20 protein-coding genes are annotated in these 20,796 nt (G+C 43.3%); 9 read left to right on the top strand and 11 right to left on the bottom strand.

Annotated features, from left to right (window positions below; translation table 11 throughout):
• Positions 1–11 precede the first annotated feature (11 nt).
• Positions 12–356: a DUF2956 domain-containing protein gene (locus AB4351_RS08760; RefSeq protein ID WP_372125663.1), complete on the bottom strand. Its 345-nt coding sequence runs from the start codon at positions 354–356 to the stop codon at positions 12–14.
• 109 nt (positions 357–465) lie between these two features.
• Here AB4351_RS08760 and AB4351_RS08755 point away from each other — a divergent pair, with 109 nt between their 5' ends.
• The 4 genes from AB4351_RS08755 (at position 466) to AB4351_RS08740 (ending at position 4,602) form a co-directional block, all read left to right on the top strand.
• On the top strand, positions 466–927 hold the full coding sequence (locus tag AB4351_RS08755) for a DUF2919 domain-containing protein (RefSeq protein WP_017060696.1): 462 nt from the start codon (positions 466–468) through the stop codon (positions 925–927).
• Positions 928–992: 65 nt separating this feature from the next.
• Complete coding sequence (locus AB4351_RS08750) at positions 993–1,916, top strand: Dyp-type peroxidase (protein WP_017060695.1); 924 nt, start codon at positions 993–995, stop codon at positions 1,914–1,916.
• A gap of 121 nt (positions 1,917–2,037) precedes the next feature.
• Positions 2,038–3,171: a flagellin gene (locus AB4351_RS08745; protein WP_017063389.1), complete on the top strand. Its 1,134-nt coding sequence runs from the start codon at positions 2,038–2,040 to the stop codon at positions 3,169–3,171.
• Positions 3,172–3,468: 297 nt separating this feature from the next.
• Positions 3,469–4,602: a flagellin gene (locus AB4351_RS08740; RefSeq protein ID WP_102300543.1), complete on the top strand. Its 1,134-nt coding sequence runs from the start codon at positions 3,469–3,471 to the stop codon at positions 4,600–4,602.
• 485 nt (positions 4,603–5,087) lie between these two features.
• On the opposite strand, the gene crr is transcribed toward AB4351_RS08740, so the two are convergent.
• From crr to cysZ, 5 genes are all read right to left on the bottom strand, one after another.
• Entirely contained in the window at positions 5,088–5,597 is a 510-nt protein-coding gene (crr, locus tag AB4351_RS08735) for a PTS glucose transporter subunit IIA (RefSeq protein WP_004737851.1), read from the bottom strand.
• Between the two features lie 106 nt (positions 5,598–5,703).
• A complete protein-coding gene (gene ptsI / locus AB4351_RS08730; RefSeq protein ID WP_372058934.1) occupies positions 5,704–7,428 on the bottom strand; it encodes a phosphoenolpyruvate-protein phosphotransferase PtsI in 1,725 nt (574 codons plus the stop codon).
• A 136-nt stretch (positions 7,429–7,564) separates the two neighbouring features.
• Positions 7,565–7,822, bottom strand: a complete 258-nt coding sequence (locus AB4351_RS08725) for an HPr family phosphocarrier protein (RefSeq protein WP_004734263.1) — start codon at positions 7,820–7,822, stop codon at positions 7,565–7,567.
• A gap of 302 nt (positions 7,823–8,124) precedes the next feature.
• Positions 8,125–9,093, bottom strand: a complete 969-nt coding sequence (gene cysK, locus AB4351_RS08720) for a cysteine synthase A (RefSeq protein WP_017061934.1) — start codon at positions 9,091–9,093, stop codon at positions 8,125–8,127.
• A gap of 237 nt (positions 9,094–9,330) precedes the next feature.
• On the bottom strand, positions 9,331–10,089 hold the full coding sequence (cysZ, locus tag AB4351_RS08715) for a sulfate transporter CysZ (RefSeq protein ID WP_029235129.1): 759 nt from the start codon (positions 10,087–10,089) through the stop codon (positions 9,331–9,333).
• 229 nt (positions 10,090–10,318) lie between these two features.
• Here cysZ and zipA point away from each other — a divergent pair, with 229 nt between their 5' ends.
• The 5 genes from zipA (at position 10,319) to cueR (ending at position 16,520) form a co-directional block, all read left to right on the top strand.
• Entirely contained in the window at positions 10,319–11,362 is a 1,044-nt protein-coding gene (zipA, locus tag AB4351_RS08710) for a cell division protein ZipA (RefSeq protein ID WP_372125661.1), read from the top strand.
• Between the two features lie 92 nt (positions 11,363–11,454).
• Complete coding sequence (gene ligA, locus AB4351_RS08705; RefSeq protein WP_372125659.1) at positions 11,455–13,467, top strand: NAD-dependent DNA ligase LigA; 2,013 nt, start codon at positions 11,455–11,457, stop codon at positions 13,465–13,467.
• Between the two features lie 525 nt (positions 13,468–13,992).
• Complete coding sequence (locus AB4351_RS08700; protein ID WP_048660875.1) at positions 13,993–15,132, top strand: porin; 1,140 nt, start codon at positions 13,993–13,995, stop codon at positions 15,130–15,132.
• A gap of 98 nt (positions 15,133–15,230) precedes the next feature.
• The gene (locus AB4351_RS08695) at positions 15,231–16,034 is read left to right on the top strand and encodes a DUF2057 domain-containing protein (protein WP_137001208.1); all 804 of its coding nucleotides are present in this window, start codon (positions 15,231–15,233) and stop codon (positions 16,032–16,034) included.
• A 93-nt stretch (positions 16,035–16,127) separates the two neighbouring features.
• Positions 16,128–16,520 (top strand): Cu(I)-responsive transcriptional regulator, encoded by a 393-nt coding sequence (gene cueR, locus AB4351_RS08690; protein ID WP_017061928.1) that lies wholly within the window; start codon positions 16,128–16,130, stop codon positions 16,518–16,520.
• Positions 16,521–16,596: 76 nt separating this feature from the next.
• Here the strand turns inward: cueR and AB4351_RS08685 are convergent, their stop codons facing one another.
• The 5 genes from AB4351_RS08685 to AB4351_RS08665 all read right to left on the bottom strand — a co-directional run bounded on the left by AB4351_RS08685 (position 16,597) and on the right by AB4351_RS08665 (position 20,755).
• Positions 16,597–16,776 carry a hypothetical protein gene (locus tag AB4351_RS08685; RefSeq protein ID WP_017061927.1) on the bottom strand — a complete coding sequence of 60 codons (180 nt, stop codon included), beginning with the start codon at positions 16,774–16,776 and terminating at the stop codon, positions 16,597–16,599.
• A 320-nt stretch (positions 16,777–17,096) separates the two neighbouring features.
• The gene (locus AB4351_RS08680) at positions 17,097–17,546 is read right to left on the bottom strand and encodes an NfeD family protein (RefSeq protein WP_017061926.1); all 450 of its coding nucleotides are present in this window, start codon (positions 17,544–17,546) and stop codon (positions 17,097–17,099) included.
• A 3-nt stretch (positions 17,547–17,549) separates the two neighbouring features.
• Positions 17,550–18,479: an SPFH domain-containing protein gene (locus AB4351_RS08675; RefSeq protein ID WP_017063395.1), complete on the bottom strand. Its 930-nt coding sequence runs from the start codon at positions 18,477–18,479 to the stop codon at positions 17,550–17,552.
• 197 nt (positions 18,480–18,676) lie between these two features.
• Positions 18,677–19,531: a co-chaperone YbbN gene (locus AB4351_RS08670; RefSeq protein ID WP_017061924.1), complete on the bottom strand. Its 855-nt coding sequence runs from the start codon at positions 19,529–19,531 to the stop codon at positions 18,677–18,679.
• A 396-nt stretch (positions 19,532–19,927) separates the two neighbouring features.
• Positions 19,928–20,755 carry an SDR family oxidoreductase gene (locus AB4351_RS08665; RefSeq protein ID WP_017061923.1) on the bottom strand — a complete coding sequence of 276 codons (828 nt, stop codon included), beginning with the start codon at positions 20,753–20,755 and terminating at the stop codon, positions 19,928–19,930.
• Between the last annotated feature and the right edge of the window lie 41 nt (positions 20,756–20,796).

Below are 20,796 nucleotides of genomic sequence, written 5' to 3'. Positions count from 1 at the left end.
CGTTTACCCTGCTATTGCATCAAATAAATCGCGAAGCCTACCCAGCTTGCGAACAGTAGTAACCACGGCAGTTTAGTGGCGTGATTTGATGGTGTTTCAACACTTGTTTCGATCGTGTCTTCTTGGTGTTGATTAGCTTGTTGAGTCTGTTTTTCTTTCTGTACGCGCTTCTTCGCTTTATCGGCTTGGCGGCTGCGTTCTTTTTGCTGTTTCTTGTACAGTGCGATGCCTTTCTCGATACCCTGAGCAATCAGTTTAGTTTGTTCTTTGGTTTGAGCTGGCTTTTGAGTCGCTTTGGCTATCTTCAGTGCTTCCTGTTGAGATTCAACAGAGGACGTATTAGTTTTGTTTTTCATACTGAGTTCGACAATTAAAACGGATTGGCTACTAAGATAACGCAAAGCTAGTTAAGTATGAATGATTTGCGTTAAAGTGTTGGTTTGAAAATAAGTGAAAGTGAGATTTGTGCGGTACTCCATAGAACAATACGACAAGCACGGCTTTTTGAAAGCTCCAATCTTGCTCTGGCTAGGTTGGTTGTTTCTTGCGAAAGCCTTGGTCGTTTTCATTGTTGCAGGCGCAAGCCGAGAATCGGGAACCGATATTCTTGAGATAATCTACCCAGACCATCAGATGTTTTATGTCGGGATCGCGTTGAGTGTGCCTAGTTTGCTGCTGATGTGGTTATTTGGGCTAAGATCGCCAGATAGAAAGCGCCTTAACAAAGTCGTGTCATGGGGACGTTGGGTTACCATGATGGCTATCTTGGCACAGGGCTCCCATACGATTTATTTAATCTATTTGGATAACGGATGGTTCCGTTGGTCAAATGGCATCACCCTATTGTTGCTGCTGTGGTTAGCGCTTTATCTAACCAATAGCCATGCTGCAAGGGATTGCTTTAAAGTGGTTGAGCTCGAAGACTGATTCTCATCAAAACATTTGTCCCATTCACAATTATACTTAGAAGCTAAAACTGGAAGGAATAATCTATGCTTAATGTTTCAAATGAGCAGCCTAACGTTCAAAGTGCTATTTTGCCTGAAGCTGGGCCTTTCGCGCTTTACGTTCAACTTAAAGTGAACGCTAATACTGCTAATGTACTAGCAGAAATTCAAAAGCTTCCGACTCTAATCGACGAACTAAACCAAACTCAGCCTGATGCGAACTTAACGGCATCGGTTGCGTTCTCAAAAGCTTTTTGGGATAGGTTCGAGCAAGCAGCGCCCGCTGATTTGATCGACTTCCCTGTGCTGGGTGAAGGTGATATCACAGCACCGAGCACACTGTCTGACGTTCTGATTCACTGTCATTCAAACCGACATGATCTGCACTTCTTTATCTTGCGTAAATTGCTATCTGAAGTAGCAGCTGATGTTGAAGTGGTTGATGAAACTTATGGTTATCGCTTCCTAGACTCTCGTGACATGACAGACTTTGTTGATGGCACTGAAAACCCGAAAGACGCACAACGTGCTGAAGTCGCTATTGTGCCTGAGGGTGAATTCGCTGGTGGTAGTTATGTAATGGTGCAGCGTTTTGTGCATAACCTGCCAGCTTGGAATCGTTTGAATGTATCGGCACAAGAGAAAGTGATTGGCCGAACTAAACCTGATTCAATTGAGTTAGATGATGTTCCTGCGGCGTCTCACGTTGGCCGTGTGGATATCAAAGAAGAAGGCAAGGGGCTTAAGATTGTTCGCCACAGTCTACCTTACGGTACTGCTACGGGCGACCACGGCTTATTGTTCATTGCTTACTGTAACGTTCGTCATAACTTCGATGCGATGTTAGAGAGCATGTACGGCACAACAGATGGCAAAACAGACCAACTGCTTCGCTTTACCAAAGCAGTGACTGGCGCTTACTACTTTGCACCTTCAACTGACATGTTGAGTGTATTAACGATTAAGTAAATCACCTCATCTGCAGCAAAGAAAGGGAGCCTCAGGGCTCCTTTTTTATTAAAGCTTTATATGAACTGGTCGATATAAGAGCAATCGTGAGTTTTATTCATCTTTTTGTAAGCGAAGGTCTATGGCTATAACTGTTAATACAAATGTCTCAGCGCTGGTGGCCCAGAGAAACCTCTCTAATGCTAACAACATGCTGAACCAATCTTTGGAGCGCTTAGCTTCAGGGAGCCGTATTAATAGTGCAAAAGACGATGCGGCTGGCTTACAGATCTCAAATCGATTAGAAGCACAGATGAGTGGCATTGATGTTGCTGTTCGAAATGCTAACGACGGTATCTCCATTATGCAGACTGCAGAAGGGGCGATGAATGAAACCACTAATATCATGCAGCGCATGCGAGACTTATCCCTACAAGCGAGTAACGGCTCGAATAGTTCATCGGAACGAATCGCTATTCAAGAAGAAGTCACCGCGTTAAATGACGAGCTGAATCGAATTGCCGAAACCACTTCATTCGGTGGTAAAAAACTCCTTAACGGCAGTTTTGGGCACACCTCGTTTCAAATCGGCGGCAGTTCGGGCGAAGCTGTGCAGATTGGTTTGAAAAGCATGCGTACTGATGACATCAACATGGGCGGCTTTAGCTACGTTGCTAATGGCATGGCCAGTGATTCATGGGAAGTGAAATCAAACCAGAATGATATGACGATGTCGTTTACGGATCGTTTTGGTCAGCCTCAAGAGATCACCATTAATGCGAAAGCGGGCGATGATATCGAAGAGTTGGCGACTTACATTAATGGTCAAACGGATCTCTTATCGGCTTCTGTTAATGATGACGGACAACTTCAGATTTATATGTCAGGTGAAGATACCGCGGGTACCATCTCTTTTTCAGGTTCATTAGCCAGTGAGCTTTCGATGTCAGCGGGCTATTACGAGTCAGTTAATGACATCAATGTAACGGATGTGGGTGGTGCTCAGCGCGCCGTCTCTATTTTGGATACGGCGATGAAGTATGTCGATAGCCATCGCTCTGAATTAGGGGCAATGCAAAACCGCTTTGATCATGCCATTAACAATCTTGAAAACGTTCATGAGAATTTGGCGACATCAAACAGTCGAATCAAAGATACCGACTACGCCAAAGAAACCACTCAAATGCTCAAGCAACAAATACTGCAGCAAGTGAGCACAACGATACTCGCTCAAGCCAAGCAAGCGCCGAATCTAGCTTTAACGTTATTAGGTTAATGAATTACCTACAATCTTATAAAAGCATTTCAGCTTGGCCGGTGCTTTTTGGCGAATAAAAATACAATTTCTCACTCGACTGACTTCCCGGCAACTTTAGCGATTTTCTCATCTTTTTTCGATAATTTTACGACCAGTCACGCTTTCTTCTGTTTTACCGCTATTTCTTTAAATTTGTTGTTTTTTTCCTAAAGGTTTCGCCAATCACGCCGTTATTAAAAGTAACTTAGAGATAACTACTTGGTTTTCCGAGACGTCGGAAACCGCTATACCGGAAAATCAATTGGAGAAGTCACCATGGCAGTGAATGTAAATACAAACGTTTCAGCGATGACAGCGCAACGTTACCTAAACAATGCAAACAGCGCACAACAAACATCAATGGAGCGTCTAGCTTCTGGCTCAAAAATCAACAGCGCAAAAGATGACGCTGCGGGTCTACAAATCTCGAACCGTTTGAACGTTCAAAGTCGTGGCCTTGATGTTGCTGTACGTAACGCGAACGACGGTATCTCAATTGCACAAACTGCTGAAGGTGCAATGAACGAGACGACTAACATCCTGCAACGTATGCGTGATTTGTCTCTACAATCTTCAAACGGCTCAAACTCAAAATCTGAGCGTGTAGCGATTCAAGAAGAAGTAACAGCACTGAACGACGAACTGAACCGTATCGCGGAAACGACGTCTTTTGGTGGTAACAAGCTGCTTAACGGTACTCACGGTACTAAATCATTCCAAATCGGTGCGGATAACGGTGAAGCTGTAATGCTTCAACTGAAAGACATGCGCTCTGATAACGCTCAGATGGGTGGTAAGAGCTACCAAACTGAGAACGCGAAAGACAAAGACTGGAACGTTCAAGCGGGCTCTAACGACCTAAAACTGTCGTTCACTGACAACTTCGGCCAAGCACAAGAAATCGACATCAGCGCAAAAGCGGGTGATGACATCGAAGAGCTAGCGACTTACATCAACGGTCAACAAGATTCTGTTAAAGCGTCTGTTACTGAAGACGGCAAGCTACAAATGTTCACAGGCAACAACAAAGTGAGCGGCGATGTGTCTTTCTCTGGCGGTCTTGCGGGCGAGCTAGGTATTCAAGCAGCTAAAGACGTAACGGTTGATACTATCGACGTAACATCTGTTGGCGGCGCACAAGAGTCTGTAGCAGTAATCGATGCGGCCCTTAAGTATGTAGACAGTCACCGTGCTGAGCTAGGTGCTTTCCAAAACCGTTTCGACCACGCTATCAGCAACTTAGACAACATTAACGAGAACGTTAACGCATCTAAGAGCCGTATTAAAGATACCGACTTCGCGAAAGAAACGACTCAGATGACTAAGTCTCAGATCCTTTCTCAAGCTTCAAGCTCGATTCTTGCTCAAGCGAAGCAAGCACCGAACTCGGCACTTAGCCTACTAGGTTAATCGATTGAAAAGCCACGTTGACCGATAGTGTTGACGTTAGGCTTCCACAAATTAGCTCGTGGTGAGAGATGAGCGCTAAACAGACCCAGCTTCGGCTGGGTTTTTTATTGCCTGAAATTTGGAGAAGAGAGGGGAGTTGTGGTGTTGGTAGTTGATTGGAAAGCGAGATTCCCTATCACGTTCGTGCCTCACTGTAGGGAATGACGGGAGTTGGGTATTGGTGACTCTATAGCTAACTGTATAGAAGAGGTCGGTTTGAGTAACAATCACTCAGGCTTAAACCATAGTGTTTAATCGTCATCCCAGAATCGAACCGAGCGAGATGTCAGGGATCTCTGTTCGTGAGAGGCCCAAAGAAGAAGGGGATTTGTAGTTGTTAGGTATAAGGCCAAAGCGGCTGGTAATCTGGCATTAGAACTATATAGCAGGCACAAAAAACGCCACCCTTAGGTAGCGTTTTAATTAAAGCAGATAAGTAATCGAGATTACTTAGTTACTTTAAGAACTGGAGTTTCGCCAACAGTTACAGAACCAGAAAGCTTGTTCAGCTCTTTGATTTCGTCCATGTTAGAGATAACAACTGGAGTAAGCGTAGATTTCGCTTTCTCTTCTAGAAGCGCTAGGTCGAAAGTGATGATAGTGTCACCAGCTTTAACAGATTGACCTTCTTCAGCTACACGAGTGAAGCCTTCGCCTTTAAGTTCAACAGTATCGATACCGAAGTGAACGAAAAGCTCAACACCGTCGTCAGACTCGATAGAGAATGCGTGGTTAGTTTCGAAGATCTTACCGATAGTACCGTTAACTGGAGCTACCATTTTGTCGCCAGCTGGTTTGATCGCGATGCCGTCACCAACGATTTTTTCAGCGAAAACTACATCTGGCACATCTTCGATGTTTACGATTTCACCAGAAAGAGGTGCGATGATTTCGATTGCACCAGCATCAGCGCTGTCATCAGATACAAGCTTTTTCAGTTTGTCAAACAGACCCATTGTGTCATGCTCCTAACGTTTAGTTTTATTCTGTAGAATATACTATACCAATCTAACAAATTAGACGACTATTTTTAGCCGTCTAACGTTATTAAGCGATTGGCGATTACTGAGTTTTCTCAGCGATGAACTTTTCTACGCAAGCTTCAATTTCAGCAGCTGTTGGTAGAGATAGTGCTTCGTCAGCCATAGCTTTAACTTCAGCGAAGTTAGAGTTACGGATTACTTTCTTAACTTTAGGGATAGAGATACCGCTCATAGAGAACTCATCTAGACCCATACCAAGAAGAAGTAGCGTTGCACGCTCATCACCAGCAAGCTCACCACACATACCAGTCCACTTACCTTCAGCGTGTGATGCGTCGATCACTTGCTTGATTACTGTAAGAACAGCAGGAGATAGTGGGTTGTATAGGTGAGAAATCATTTCGTTACCACGGTCTACCGCAAGAGTGTATTGCGTTAGGTCGTTAGTACCGATAGAGAAGAAAGATACTTCTTTCGCTAGGTGGTGTGCGATTGCAGCAGCTGCTGGAGTCTCAACCATTACGCCGATTTCGATTTCTTCATCGAAAGCTAGGCCTTCAGCGCGAAGTTCAACTTTGTACTCTTCGATTGCTTTTTTCAGTTCACGGATCTCTTCAACAGAAATGATCATTGGGAACATGATACGTAGTTTACCGTGTGCAGATGCACGTAGGATGCCACGTAGTTGGTCACGTAGGATTTCACGACGATCCAAGCTGATACGTACTGCACGCCAGCCTAGGAACGGGTTCATCTCTTGTGGAAGGTCCATGTATGGTAGGTCTTTGTCGCCACCGATATCCATAGTACGGATAATCACTGACTCGCCTTCCATTGCTTCTGCTACTTCTTTGTAAGCAACGTATTGCTCTTCTTCAGTAGGAAGCGCGTCACGGTCCATAAATAGGAATTCAGTACGGTACAGACCAACGCCTTCACCGCCGTTACGCAGGATACCGTCACAGTCTTTTACTGTACCGATGTTGCCACAAACTTCTACACGGTGACCGTCTAGAGTTTCAGCGTGTAAATCTTTTAGTTTTGCTAGTTCAGCCGCTTCTGCTTCGAAATCTGCTTTGATTTTCTTAGCTTCTGCTAGTTCAGCTTCAGAAGGGTTGATGATGATCTTGTTGTTCATCGCGTCTAGCACAAGCATGTCGCCGTTCTTAACTTGCTTAGTGATATCGTTAGTACCAACGATAGCTGGAAGCTCAAGAGAACGTGCCATAATTGAAGTATGAGATGTACGACCGCCGATGTCACAAGCGAAACCAAGAACGTAGTCTAGGTTGATTTGTGCAGTTTCAGATGGCGTTAGGTCGTAAGCTACTAGGATAACTTCTTCATTGATATCTGCTAGAGATACAATGTTGATGCCTAGAGCATTTTTAACGAAACGAGTACCGATATCACGGATATCAGTTGCACGTTCTTTTAGGTACTCATCATCAAGAGACTCTAGTGCAACAGCTTGCTCTTCGATCACAGTGTGGATCGCGTTGTCTGCGTGCATTTTTTCTTTCTTGATGAGTGCTAAAATCTCTTCTTCTAGCTCTTCATCTTCAAGCAGCATGATGTGGCCTTCAAAGATTGCTTCTTTTTCTTCGCCAAAAGTTTCAAGTGCTTTTTGCTTAACAACTTCAAGCTGTTGAGAAGATTTGTTACGAGCGTCAAAGAAACGCTGTACTTCTGCTTCAACTTGGTCGTCAGAGATAGATTGAGTGTTTAGGACAATTTCATCTTCTTGAAGTAGTAGTGCTTTACCGAAAGCAATACCAGGAGATGCTAGGATGCCTGAAATCATAGCCTTACCTTAGTTGTTCAACTGTAAACGGGAGAGTGTGTGACTTTAAGTCGTCGACTAATGTCGCGCTTATTCCTATCTATTTCGAACAAAGCCACTTTGCTATGCAAAATGGCTTTGAAAGAAGGAGACCGTATTAGTGTAGTTGATCCATAAGAGCAACTAGGTGGTCTACTGCTTGCTGAGCTTGAGGACCTTCAGCTGAAATAGTAACGTTAGTACCTTTTACTAGGCCTAAAGTTTGTAGTTTGAACAGGCTTTTCGCGCTAGCGCTTTTGCCGTTAGAAGTCACTGTGATGTCAGCGTCGAAAGATTTTGCTTCTTTAACGAACTGTGCAGCTGGACGAGTGTGAAGACCGTTTTCTGCTGTGATTTCTACTTGCTTCTCGTACATTTTATATACCCCAATTAATTTATTTTTTGTAAGTTTGTAACCAGATTAGCTTAACTGCTTTAGCCCAAATGCGCTAGAGGCTAGTACGCCATGTTCGTGTTAGAACTTAGACTGGTTATAAATTTTTATCCAGCCATGGTCGTCTTTTGCTGAGTACTCATGACTTTCAGAATTTGTTTATTGCTTCTTTTATTTTGAAGCGAAAAATAAAACAGACTTGATATTACCAAAGGTGGGGCAGGGATCAACAAAAAAGCCCCTAAACGGGGCTTTTTTGGACGAAAAATTGATTTGACCACATATTATTGTTGGTTCTCTTTTTCCGTAAAGATGCCAGCAAATAGGGCTGTGCTTAGGTAACGCTCACCAGAGCTTGGTAGTACAGTAACGATAGTTTTTCCTGCAAATTCAGGTAGTTCGGCGATTCTGTTCGCTGCTACTACTGCCGCGCCAGATGAGATACCAGCAAGAATACCTTCTTCTTTCATTAGGCGTTGAGCCATCTCGATCGCTTCTTCAGAAGTTACCGATTCAACACGGTCAATAATCTCTAAATCTAGGTTTCCAGGGATGAAACCTGCACCGATACCTTGAATTTTGTGTGGAGCTGGTTTGATTTCTTCACCTGCAAGTGCCTGTGCAATCACTGGAGACTCTGCTGGTTCAACCGCTACTGAAGTGATCGCTTTGCCTTTTTCACCTTTAATGTAACGACTTGTACCTGTGATAGTACCGCCCGTACCAACACCCGCTACAAACACGTCGATTTCGCCGTCTGTTGCTTCCCAAATTTCAGGACCAGTCGTTTGCTCGTGAATTTGTGGGTTGGCTGGGTTGTTGAACTGTTGAAGTAGTAGGTACTTGTCTGGGTCTGAAGCAACAATCTCTTCTGCTTTAGCAATCGCACCGTTCATACCTTTTGGTGCTTCAGTCAGCACTAGGTTTGCGCCAAGCGCTTTAAGCAGCTTACGACGTTCTAGGCTCATTGATTCAGGCATAGTTAGCGTTAGTTTGTAACCGCGTGCTGCTGCTACGAATGCAAGTGCAACACCTGTGTTACCACTGGTAGGTTCAACAAGCTCGATACCTGGCTTAAGCGTACCCGCTTTTTCTGCTTCCCAGATCATGTTTGAACCGATACGACATTTAACACTGAAGCTTGGGTTACGAGCTTCGATCTTAGCTAGGACGTTACCTTTGCTTACTTTGTTAAGGCGGACTAGAGGTGTGTTACCAATCGTTAGGGTGTTGTCTTCGTAGATCTTGCTCATGCGATATTCCTTCATTTAATGACAGAACTAAACGTAGTATATCAATCACTTTACCGTCTAGTGTCTTACGATGTTTATTCAGCTTGAATTTAGATTAAACAAGTTGAAAAAAAGGTAAAAGGATTAAAAAGTTATATCATATAGATATGTAGCAGAATTCACGCCTATCTTTATTGAAATCAGAACTTCAAAAAGATAGGCGAAACTAGGAAGTATAGGCGGGGTAATAGACGAGAATTATAGACGAGAACGCAGAGCTTGGTCTTTAAACTCAGCAACCCACATTGCCGTCGCGCCGCAAACGGCAACGGGCATTACGATCAGGTTTAGAATTGGAATTGTGGTGAACACAGAAACAAGCGCGCCAAAGCTGTAGCTCTTGCCTTGTTTTTGTTTCAAATTGTTTCTCATGTCATCAAATTTGATTTTATGGTTATCGAACGGGTAGTCGGCGTATTGAATCGCTAACATCCATGCTGTGAAAATGAACCATAAAAACGGAGCAACGGTTTGCCCTAGTGCTGGAATTAACAAAAGTAGGAATAAACCGATCGCTTTTGGCAGAATGTAGACAAGCTTGCGCCATTCTCTCGCTAATATACGTGGGGTATCTTTGAGGACATCAAGTAAACCATCGTCATTAACTTTTTTACCGCTCAACAACTCTTCAACTTTTTCCGCGAGTAAACCGTTGAACGGTGCGGCAATGAAGTTAGCGAGCGTGCTAAAGAAATACGAGAATGTGGCCAAGACGGTTAACACAAGTAATGGCCATAAAATGTATGACAACCACGACAAGAAACTTGGCAATGCACCAATCCAACCTTCAATCCAAGTGTTTAGGTTGGAGAAGATATAAAACAAGGCACCACCAACGAGTAACACGTTCGCGATAAGTGGCATTAGTACAAACTTACGAATGCTCGGTGATAAAGCGATTTTTATTCCGAAAATAAAATAGCCAAAGCCGGAGCGGGGAACAGATTCAATAGTCATATTTAAATTAGGTCACATGTGAATTTGGTTAAATAGCAAACATGTCTAGTGTACTCGACCGAAATTAAGAAAAAAAGCGTGGTGAAAATCACACCATGTAAGGAACTAATTGTATTAAGTTGTTCTAAAACAGTGGCTACTTTTGATAGAGTAGTGAGATTAGCCAAATTAACCCAACTTAGTGACAGCGTGTTTATAGCTAGTTGACTAAGAAAGCTGAGAGCGAAAAATGCAGGAATTGCGATTTGTACTCATTATTGTTGGCGCATTAGCTATCGCCGCATTATTGTTCCATGGTCTATGGACGAGTAAAAAAGAAGGGAAAGCAAAGTTTGGAGATAAGCCGCTCGGTAAGCTTGATAACGACAGCTTAGATGAAGCCGAAACTATTCCAAATCGTTCATTCGCCCCAGAAGATGATTTTGAGATAATCCGAAAAGAACGTAAAGAGCCGGATTTTGCTGTTTCACCCTCTGATACTGATCCGCTGATCGACTCAGACCCGCTAACAGCGCCACAAGCGAAAGAAGCTTACGAAGATGATATCGAATTAAATGATCTTCCTTCTTTCAGCGTAGAAGACCCAATTAAGGTTGAAAGTGAACCTGAAGTGATTGAGGAAGAGAAGGTCGTTGAGCCTGAAGTTCCAAGCTTTGAGTTGACTGACGAGCAAAAAGAAAACCATGCCGGCTTTAAAGAGCAGTACGGTTCGTTTGAAGAGCCTTCTGAAACAGTTGATGAGCCAGTCGTTCCAAACGAAACGCTTACTCAAAGAGAGCCAGTTGTAGCGAAAGAAGTCGTGACTCCGCAAAGTGCGACTGTTGAAGAAGCAAAACCAGATGAAGAACTTGGTTTAGAAGTGATCGTTCTTAATGTTCACTGTGCTGGAGAGATCCCATTCGTTGGTACTGAACTTTTCCGCAGCATGGAGAACAACGGTTTAACTTATGGTGAGATGTCTATCTACCACTGCTTTGCACAATCTACAGATGCACCAAAGGTTATTTTCAGCGTTGCAAACATGATGCAGCCAGGAACGCTAGAACATGATGATCCTGCTGACTTCACGACTAAAGGTATTTCGTTCTTTATGACGTTGCCTTGTTATGGTCAAGCTGATCAAAACTTCAATGTGATGCTGAGTGCGGCGCAGAAAATTGCCGACGATATGGGCGGAAACGTGTTGGATGAGTCACGCAACTTAATGACACCAAACCGTTTATCTGACTACCGCAAGCAAATCAGAGACTTTATGACGGCATCGAATACCTAGCCGTATTGTTTAGCCTTGTAAATAATCTATATTTATAGAAAAGGGCTCCTAAGGGAGCCCTTTTTGATATTTCAATCACGATAGAGAATGATATGAAAGAATCGATTCAAGTTACCTTAGAGCAGTTAAGAGAAACTCTGCATTATCACGCCGTTCGTTATTACGTAGAAGATAGCCCTGAGATCCCTGATGTCGAGTACGATCGATTAATGCAGCAATTGCTAAAGATCGAAGAAGAGAACCCGGAACTAGTGACGGTAGATTCTCCGAGCCAACGTGTTGGTGGTCAGCCTCTCGATGGTTTCACTCAAGTGACTCATGAGATCCCAATGCTTTCTCTGGACAATGCTTTCTCTGATGAAGATTTGGATGCGTTCAATAAGCGAATGTCTGATAGAGCGCCAACCGCTAACCTCAAGACTTTCTGTTGTGAACCTAAGCTTGATGGCCTTGCAGTTAGCCTACTCTATGTGAATGGTATTTTAGTTCAGGCTGCGACACGTGGTGACGGTGCGACGGGTGAAAACATCACTGAAAACGTGCGTACGATCAGCTCTATCCCACTTAAGTTACAAGGTGAAGGCTGGCCGCAGCGTATTGAAGTTCGTGGCGAAGTGTTTATGCCAAAAGCGGGTTTCGATAAGTTGAATGAGATGGCGTTGAAGAAAGGCGAGAAAGTATTTGTTAACCCACGTAATGCCGCCGCAGGTAGCCTGCGTCAGCTTGATTCCCGTATTACTGCGAAACGTCCGCTAGCTTTCTACGCATACAGTGTCGGTGTTGTACAAGGCGCTGAGCTATCAAATAGTCACTACCAACGCTTTTTACAGCTTAAAGGTTGGGGCTTACCTATGTGCCCCGAGACTAAGCAACTGAGCTCTCTCGAAGACGTGAAAGCCTATTACCAAGATATTATGACTCGTCGTGATGCTCTGGCTTACGAGATTGATGGCGTTGTTATCAAAGTCGACGATATCGCGGCTCAAGAAGTACTTGGCTTTGTTGCACGAGCGCCACGTTGGGCAATTGCTTATAAGTTCCCAGCTCAAGAAGAGATTACACTGCTCAATGACGTTGAATTTCAGGTGGGCCGTACTGGCGCTATTACGCCGGTTGCTAAACTTGAACCTATCTTCGTTGGTGGCGTGACAGTCAGCAATGCCACTTTACACAATGCCGATGAGATTGCGCGTTTAGGCGTGAAGGTAGGCGACAGCGTTATTATTCGCCGTGCAGGTGATGTTATTCCGCAAATTGTGGCTGTTGTACTAGATCGTCGCCCTGAAACGGCTAGAGACATTGTTTTCCCTGATGCTTGCCCTGTATGTAGCTCTACGGTTGAGCGTGTCGAGGGGGAAGCTGTAGCGCGTTGTACTGGCGGTCTAGTGTGTCAGGCACAGCGTAAAGAAGCGCTTAAGCACTTTGTGTCGAGAAAGGCGTTGGATGTCGATGGCCTTGGCGTAAAAGTGATAGAGCAGCTTGTGGACCGTGAAATGGTAGAAACGCCCGCTGACTTGTTCAAGCTTAGCGCGGGCGTAATTACAGTTCTTGATCGTATGGGGCCTAAATCGGCGCAAAATGTGGTGAGTGCGCTGAATAAAGCCAAAGACACAACGTTAGCACGTTTCCTCTATTCACTCGGTATTCGTGAAGTCGGTGAAGCGACGGCTATGAACTTAGCTCAACACTTCAAGACGTTGGAGTTGGTTCAAGCAGCAACCCATGAACAGTTAGTTGAAGTGTCAGATATTGGTGACATCGTAGCAAGTCACCTCACGAGCTTCTTCTCGCAGGAGAAAAACAGAGCTGTAGTCGAGCAGCTGATAGAGCTAGGTGTGAATTGGCCAATCATCAAAGAAGCTGCCGATGACCAAGAGCTACCATTAGAAGGTAAAGTCGTTGTGTTAACAGGCTCATTGTCGCAATTAGGTCGTAGTGAAGCGAAAGCTGCGTTACAAGCATTAGGTGCGAAAGTGACGGGTAGCGTATCGAAGAAAACGGACATCTTGTTTGCCGGTGAAGCTGCGGGTTCTAAATTAACTAAAGCACAAGATTTAGGTATCGAAATAAGAACAGAAGAAGATCTAATAGCCCTTATTTCGTAAGTAAATACAGATAAAAAAAGCTCAAAGGCACTCCTTTCAAGGGAGTGCCTTTTTTGTTTCTGATATAAAAATGAGGGCTTTTTAATTGTTGAGAATTTTGTTCCTATACGAACTCTAAAATCAGGACAGTGACGCTGCTCAACATTAATGAAATACCATTGTAGTTGTATCAAAAATGCGAGTCACTTCTATTTTTATAAGAGCGCGCTCCATTCAAGTGTTTGATATTTATTATTTTTATTGTTTTTGGTTGTGAGCTTTACGATTTATCGATCTGGATCACTAAGTGCCTACTAAATTTGCACCAACTCATATTTTTTTAGATGAAAATTAAGTTCTCATTGATCTTTTTGAGGGCGAAGTTAGTCTTAATGCCATGGATGCACACGATGTGTATAACCAGAAAGGAAATAGAGAATTCAGAGTTTAGGGTTCTCAAACAAGAAAAGGTATTTCTCTCTACGGCGGCCAACTTTAGGCGGGGAATATTCAAACAGCTATATCCATTTTTAGGAGTTTTATTCCATGGAAAACAAAATTTTCAAACGTACTCTACTAGGTGCATCTGTTGCACTTTTATCGACAGGCGTAATGGCGAAAGAAGTTGGTATCAACTCTGACTTCAACGTTGACGTTTACGGTGTTGCAGCTATCTCTCTAGTGAACTACAACACAACTGACAACAATGACTCTAGCTCTGGTTACGCAGTAGAGAACGAATCTCGTATCGGCTTCCGTGCTCACAAAGATATGTTTGAAGACGTTACTATCACAATGCAGATCGAATCTGGCTACGTAGATAGCACAGACTGGTCTCACGGTGGCGTTTCAGGTGGTGTTCTAGGTTTCCGTGATACGTTCGTTGGTGCTTCTGGCTCTTGGGGTAACCTTCGTGTGGGTCGTGTTCTTACACCACTATACGAAATCGTCGACTGGCCATTCTCTAACCCTGGTTTAGGTTCTGTATTCGATTGGGGCGGCATCAACGGTCACTACGATCGTCAATCTAACCAAGTACGTTACGATTCAGCTAAATTTGGTGGTTTCTCTTTTGCAGCTTCTGTTGGTCGTGATGATAACGACAACGGTGGCGGTGCAGCGACTCGTGATGCAAACTTTGTTGGTGCAAGTGCTAAGTACAGCTTCGAAAAAGTAACATTCATGGGTGCGGTTGAATCTGGTACTCGTGTAGTAGCGGAGACTGGTGGTGAGTATGTTGTAGCTCAAGAAGACATTAAAGATGCAAACGGCAACGTAACTACGCCTAAAGGTGAAATTTACCTAACTGATACTGTAGCTGGTTACGATGACGATACATTCGCATACATCGTAGGTTTTGAAGCTAGTCTACCAGCTGGTTTCGGTATCGCAGCAGCATATAAAGGCGAAGAGCTAGATAACGGAATCCGTAAAGTGACTCAAGATTCTTACTCAATCATTGGTCAATACTGGAATGGTCCAATCGGTTTCAAACTAGGTTACGCAGCTAACCTTGAGTCTGAAACAAATGGTTCTAAAGATGCTAACTCAGACAGCAACACTATTTCTGGTCAGCTAATGGCTGTTCATAACGGTTTCGTACCTTACCTACGTGTAGCGGGTCGTACTGTTGGTGACGCTGATACAGATATCGTAACTCGCGTTGGTCTTGAGTACGGTTTCTAAGCTAGAATCTTTAGCTTAAACAGTTAGATAAAAATCAAAACGCTGGTAAATTTTGTTTGCCAGCGTTTTTCCATAGTGAACATAAGGAATTAGTCATAATGAATAAAGTTAGTGTAGTTGTATTATCATTATTTTTGGGAGCTTGTAGTTCACTCGATTCACAAAGTAATTTTGCAGACTCAGTTGCAGATGTACAGCCAAAAGGTGGTTACATTCAAGTGACTGGACAATCTTATGTAGCGGAAAGTAAAGCGAACGTCGGTGCTGATATCCTGAAATCGTCACTTTACTTTACATACAACAAAGAAGTAACACAGAACTCGGCTCCAGAATCTTCAATTATCATGGATGTGAGTTACTTCCAGAGCTATAAAGAATACGAAACCGTAAGCTTTTTTGGAAAGACGATAGACCTTGAAGAGAGACAGGTTCCAAGAGAGAGCTGCAGCGAACACTGCACAAAGACTCAATATATTGAATTTCCATTGAGCGAAGCTGACATTCAGCAAGCAAGAGAAAAGAACTTAGAATTTACACTTGATGGACAAAACTCAGTAATGAGTACAACTTTCATTGTGCCGAAAGCGTATATCGACACAATCTATAATGGCGCAAATAATCATACAGCTATCGCTGTTGCTCCAGTAGCGGTGCCTGTTGCGGCTGTAGTTGCTGAAGAGCCAAAAGCATCACAAGCACAAGAGATGGTGAATTACTGGTATGGTGAAGCAACCAAAGAAGAGCAATCTGCAGTAACAGATTGGGCATTCAAGAACCGTAAGAACGCTAACCCAGCATTACTAGAAGGCTCAAAAGAGATCGAAATGGTTTCATACTGGTTCAATAAGCTAGACAGTGAAGAAAAATCTCAAACTATGATTTGGTTGTTAGAACAAGAGTAAGTCTCTAACGTTACACCCTAGCTATGTTTTTCAGCCGCAGTATTGTATAACAGCAGTACTGCGGTTTTTCATTTTAGGCTTACAGGTAAGATTGTGAATATTGGTGAAGTAGCGAAGCGTGTTGGTACAACAGCGAAATCCATTCGTTTTTACGAAAGTAAAGGCATGATGAGCCCACCGCACCGATCAGAAAATGGTTACAGGCAATATGGCGAGATTCATATCGAACAGTTAGAGTTCGTTTTGAGAGCTAAAATGGTTGGTTTCACTCTCGATGAGTGTAAGTCACTGGTTGAGTTGGCAATGAATCCCAACAGACAAAGCTACGAAGTAAAGAAGAAGGCTACTCAGAAGTTAGATGAAATAGAGTTGAAGCTTGCGGAGTTAAACAAGATGAAGGTGCAGCTACAATCTTGGGTACATGACTGCCCTGGAGATACTTCAACGGAATGTCCTATCTTGAATAATCTATCTGGCCGCAGTTAGGTTATTCCAGTTCTAAATAATCGTCAGGCAGCAATTTCATTACTAGCCTGACTTTAATCACCTATCACAGCACCTATCACAGCACCTTTCCGCCGTAATGTTTACAGATCAACAGTGGTACATGAGTGACTGCGTTACCATCTGAACACTTAACGATAGGCCCCATGTTTCCGTTACCAGGAGACTGACTGCTCGCTAGAGCGCTTCCAAATGACAAGCTGAAAATAGCCGTTAGAATTATTAAAAAATGTCTCATACAAACTCCATTAGGTTTATCTCTAATTGAGATAATTGAAAGTATGGACAAGGAAAAGAAAATTTCAAAAAATTGGACGGACTTAACATTTTTAATAATTATAAATAAGCGAGAGTAAGGTTAACTATTCATATATATATTGGGTAAGAAATCTGGCTTTCTTATACCTTTTTAGCTCAATCAAACTTTTTAGCTTTACGAAATAAGAACTTATTTTTTTTTCAATTCAATCTATCGCAATGATAATTCGAATATTATTAAGGTTCAAAAATAGAAAAAGCCTGCATTTATTGAAAATGCAGGCTTCATATAGCTCTTGTTTATAAAGGTTCTATTATTAGAACGATTCCGTCTAAAGCGACAATCTTAATTTCGGTTCCAGATGGAATATCTTGACTGGCCTTTGCTGACCAAGAAGAGTCACCGAACTTAATTCGACAGCTACCTTTCTTTACGTCTTCACTTAAAATAACGGTTTGACCTACCAATTGCTTTTCTCTTTGGTTTAACTCTCGCCCTGCATCCGATTGCTTGTCATTCGAGAGTTGTCTTCTCCACCACAACCAAGTGGTAATAAGAGAGAAGCTAGCAAAGGACAGCCATTGCATCTGCCAACCAATTGGTAATGCTCCTAATAGGGCACCGACCAGCATGGCAGATATGCCTATCCATAAAAAGTAACCAGCGGTTCCAATTAGCTCAAGCGCTAACAATGCTAGACCAAATGCTAGCCAGTGCCAGTGGTTTACTTGTTCTAGTAATTCGACCATAAGTTAGTCCTTACTACCTTTGTCATTCTTATGCGCAAACATCTCTGCAATACCCGCGACAGAACCCATTAGGCCTGTTGCTTCAAGTGGTAGCATGATGATCTTGCCGTTTTCTGCTTGACCAATTGATTTCAGTGCGTCGGTGTAGCCTTGTGCTATGAAGTAGTTTACGGCTTGCATGTCACCTTGAGCAATCGCCGTTGATACCATTTCTGTTGCTTTCGCTTCTGCTTCTGCGGCACGCTCACGGGCTTCTGCTTGCAATATTGCCGCTTGCTTCTCACCTTCTGCTTTCAGGATCTCTGATTGCTTGTGGCCTTCCGCTTTTAGGATCTCTGCTTGCCTTACGCCTTCTGCTTCTAAGATATCAGCACGTTTATTACGCTCGGCTTTCATCTGGGCATTCATCGCAGCAGTAAGGTCTGCTGGTGGCTGTACGTCTTTAATTTCGATACGGGTGACTTTTACGCCCCAAGGGTTTGTCGCTTCATCAACGATGTTCAGTAGCTTGGTATTGATCATGTCACGCTGACTCAGCATCTCATCCAGTTCCATCGAGCCAAGCACAGTACGGATATTGGTGAGGGTTAAGTTACGGATCGCATGTTCAAGGTCATTCACTTCATAAGCTGCCTTAGGCGCGTCGATAACTTGAACAAAACAAACCGCATCGATAACCACATTTGCATTATCTTTGGAGATGACTTCTTGTGCTGGGATGTCGAGAACACGCTCCATCATGCTGATGCGCTGTCCAACTTTATCAATAAATGGAATGATTAAGTTAAGACCCGGTTTAAGGGTGTGTGTGTATCGCCCGAAGCGTTCAACGGTCCAGTTGTTGCCTTGTGGAACGGTTTTTACGCCAGCGAAGATAAATAACAGTGCGACGGCAGTAAAGACGCCGATAGTAATCAAGGTATCAATAGGCATACAAAATCCTTTGCAAGTTTGAGTTTTTGATAGTTCAGTATTGATACTGGCTCATATTTAAATTCTGAGCAAATTTATAAACGAGAAATGGGCCATAAAATATTGATTTTATGGCCCATTTTACATTCTATTATGCGATAAACTAATTGATTGAATTGTCAACTTTCGATGTTTAATCTACGGCTTTTTAGGTTTAACTAGTAAAGCAGAGAGTACAGTTGTCGACGGTACTTACTGGCAACTGGGTTACCTTGTCCAAGCGCACTCAAGATGTCCATGAACTCTTTCTTCATGTCACCATCGAGAGCATTAAGATCTTTGGCTAGGAAAGACCATAATAGATCCATAGCTTCTTCACTGCGGTTCACTTGGTGATATTGCAATGCTAATTCAGATGCTGTTTTAGCGTCGCTCGGATTTTGCTGAAGAGCTGCTTCTAATGCTTGTATTTCAGGGCTGTCTGCTGCTTGTTTATGAAGTTCAAGCTTTGCAACTAAGCCTTTGTAGTAGTTGTCTTGGTACTCAAGAGGGATAGTTGCTAGCTGAGTTTCAGCAAGGTCAAATTGTTGCGTTTCTAACAAACACTCTGCGATCGCCAGTTTTACTTCACCTTTATTCGTCAGCTCTGCTGGAAGTTGCTGCATTGCTGCTAGTGCCTGTGTGTGCTCGCCAGCTTGCATTTGCTCAAGAGCCTGACGCAAAGCAAGTTCATCTTGGCTAGGAAGGTGTTTGCTGAGCATATCGACAATAGCTTCTATGCTTTGAGGGCCACCGAGCCCATCGACTGGCTGACCATTAACAAACAGTGCAATAGTGGGCAGTGCTTGAACACCAAACTGGCTAGCAATAGCTTGCTCTTGTTCGCAATTGAGCAGGGCTAAGGTGAAGGCACCGTTGTATTGCTGAGTTAAAGTTTGCAGTTCAGGAATGACTTGGGCGCTCTCTTGGCTCATTGGTGCCCAAAAATGGATGAGTACAGGGGTCTGCATCGAACCTTCTAATACTTGACGAAAGTTCTGCTCATTAAGTTCAACAATATGCGGAGATTGCATTTACGTTCCTTGAGGTTTGTTTTGTGGATACGTTGCAAATATGGGGGGATTAGTCGGTAACTTCAAGATCTAACTCGGTTATCTCGGATAAAAAGAACCAAAAATAGAAAAACGCTATGCTTCGATGTTGATAGAGTTGTTATCTCAACATGGAAGGCATAGCGTTATCATCGAGGTAGTCAGTGAGGCGTTGCGTGAGATACTCAAAACAGTATAAACAGCGTAATTGCCAGACCCACACCTACCCAATTAAGGCGGTTTAAAGTCATGAGATTTCCAGAGTAGAACCATCAATTGGGAATAACTGATGGGATAGGATAATCATGACATCTTATTGTTACGGAAAAATTACATCGTTACATTAAAGTTTGCGACTCTGCATTCAAAGTTAGTAATTTATGCAGCTTTTCTCAAAATAGGGTCTAGCAAGCGACTCGGTAGAATCCTTTTCAATACCGCGAACACTTTAGTCGGGGTCGTAACTCGGTATCTTAGCTTGGGTTTGTCGGCGGTGAGAGCATGGAATACCGGCTCAATACAACTTTCTGGAGGCAGGACAAAAGCGTTATTCGATGATTCTTTTTCGAGTCGATCTTTTTGTTGTTGGTAAGCGTCTTGGTGGGCGCTGCCAGAAATGTTGATCCATTTATTGAACGCTTTCAAGGCATTGGTTCTAAATTGAGTCTCAATTGGCCCTGGTTGCAGTAATGAGATCTGTATACCGCTGCCATGCAGTTCTAATCGTAAGGTATCTGTCCAACCCTCAATCGCGAATTTAGAAGCATTATAAGCACCACGATACTTCATGGCTGCAAAACCTAATACGGAACTGTTTTGTACGATTCGACCTTCGCCACGCTCGCGCATGTGCGGAAGGATCTGACAGACGAGATGATGCCAACCAAAGAAGTTGGTTTCGAATTGTTCTCTGAGTCCTTGGGTCGGTAAGTCTTCTAGTGCCCCTGCTTGACCGTAAGCACCATTATTGAATAATCCATACAATCCATTAGGTGCGAGATCAATAGCAAGCTTGGCGCCATGCTCAATACTTTCTTGGTTGGAAAGATCTAATTGAATACAGGTGAGGCCTTCATCTTGAAGGCGTTGAACATCTTGTGGATCACGACAAGATGCAATGACATGAAAACCACGCTTTTGAAGTGCATGAGCACATGTATAGCCAATACCTGTTGAGCAACCGGTAATCAGAATCGACTTGTTCACACTTAATCCTTTATTAGAGTCTCTATCGCTCTAGGGTAAAG

Source organism: Vibrio sp. 10N.261.51.F11 (genome assembly GCF_041471665.1).
Taxonomy (GTDB): Bacteria; Pseudomonadota; Gammaproteobacteria; order Enterobacterales; family Vibrionaceae; genus Vibrio; species Vibrio crassostreae_C.
This window is presented reverse-complemented; position numbering and strand designations above follow the sequence as displayed.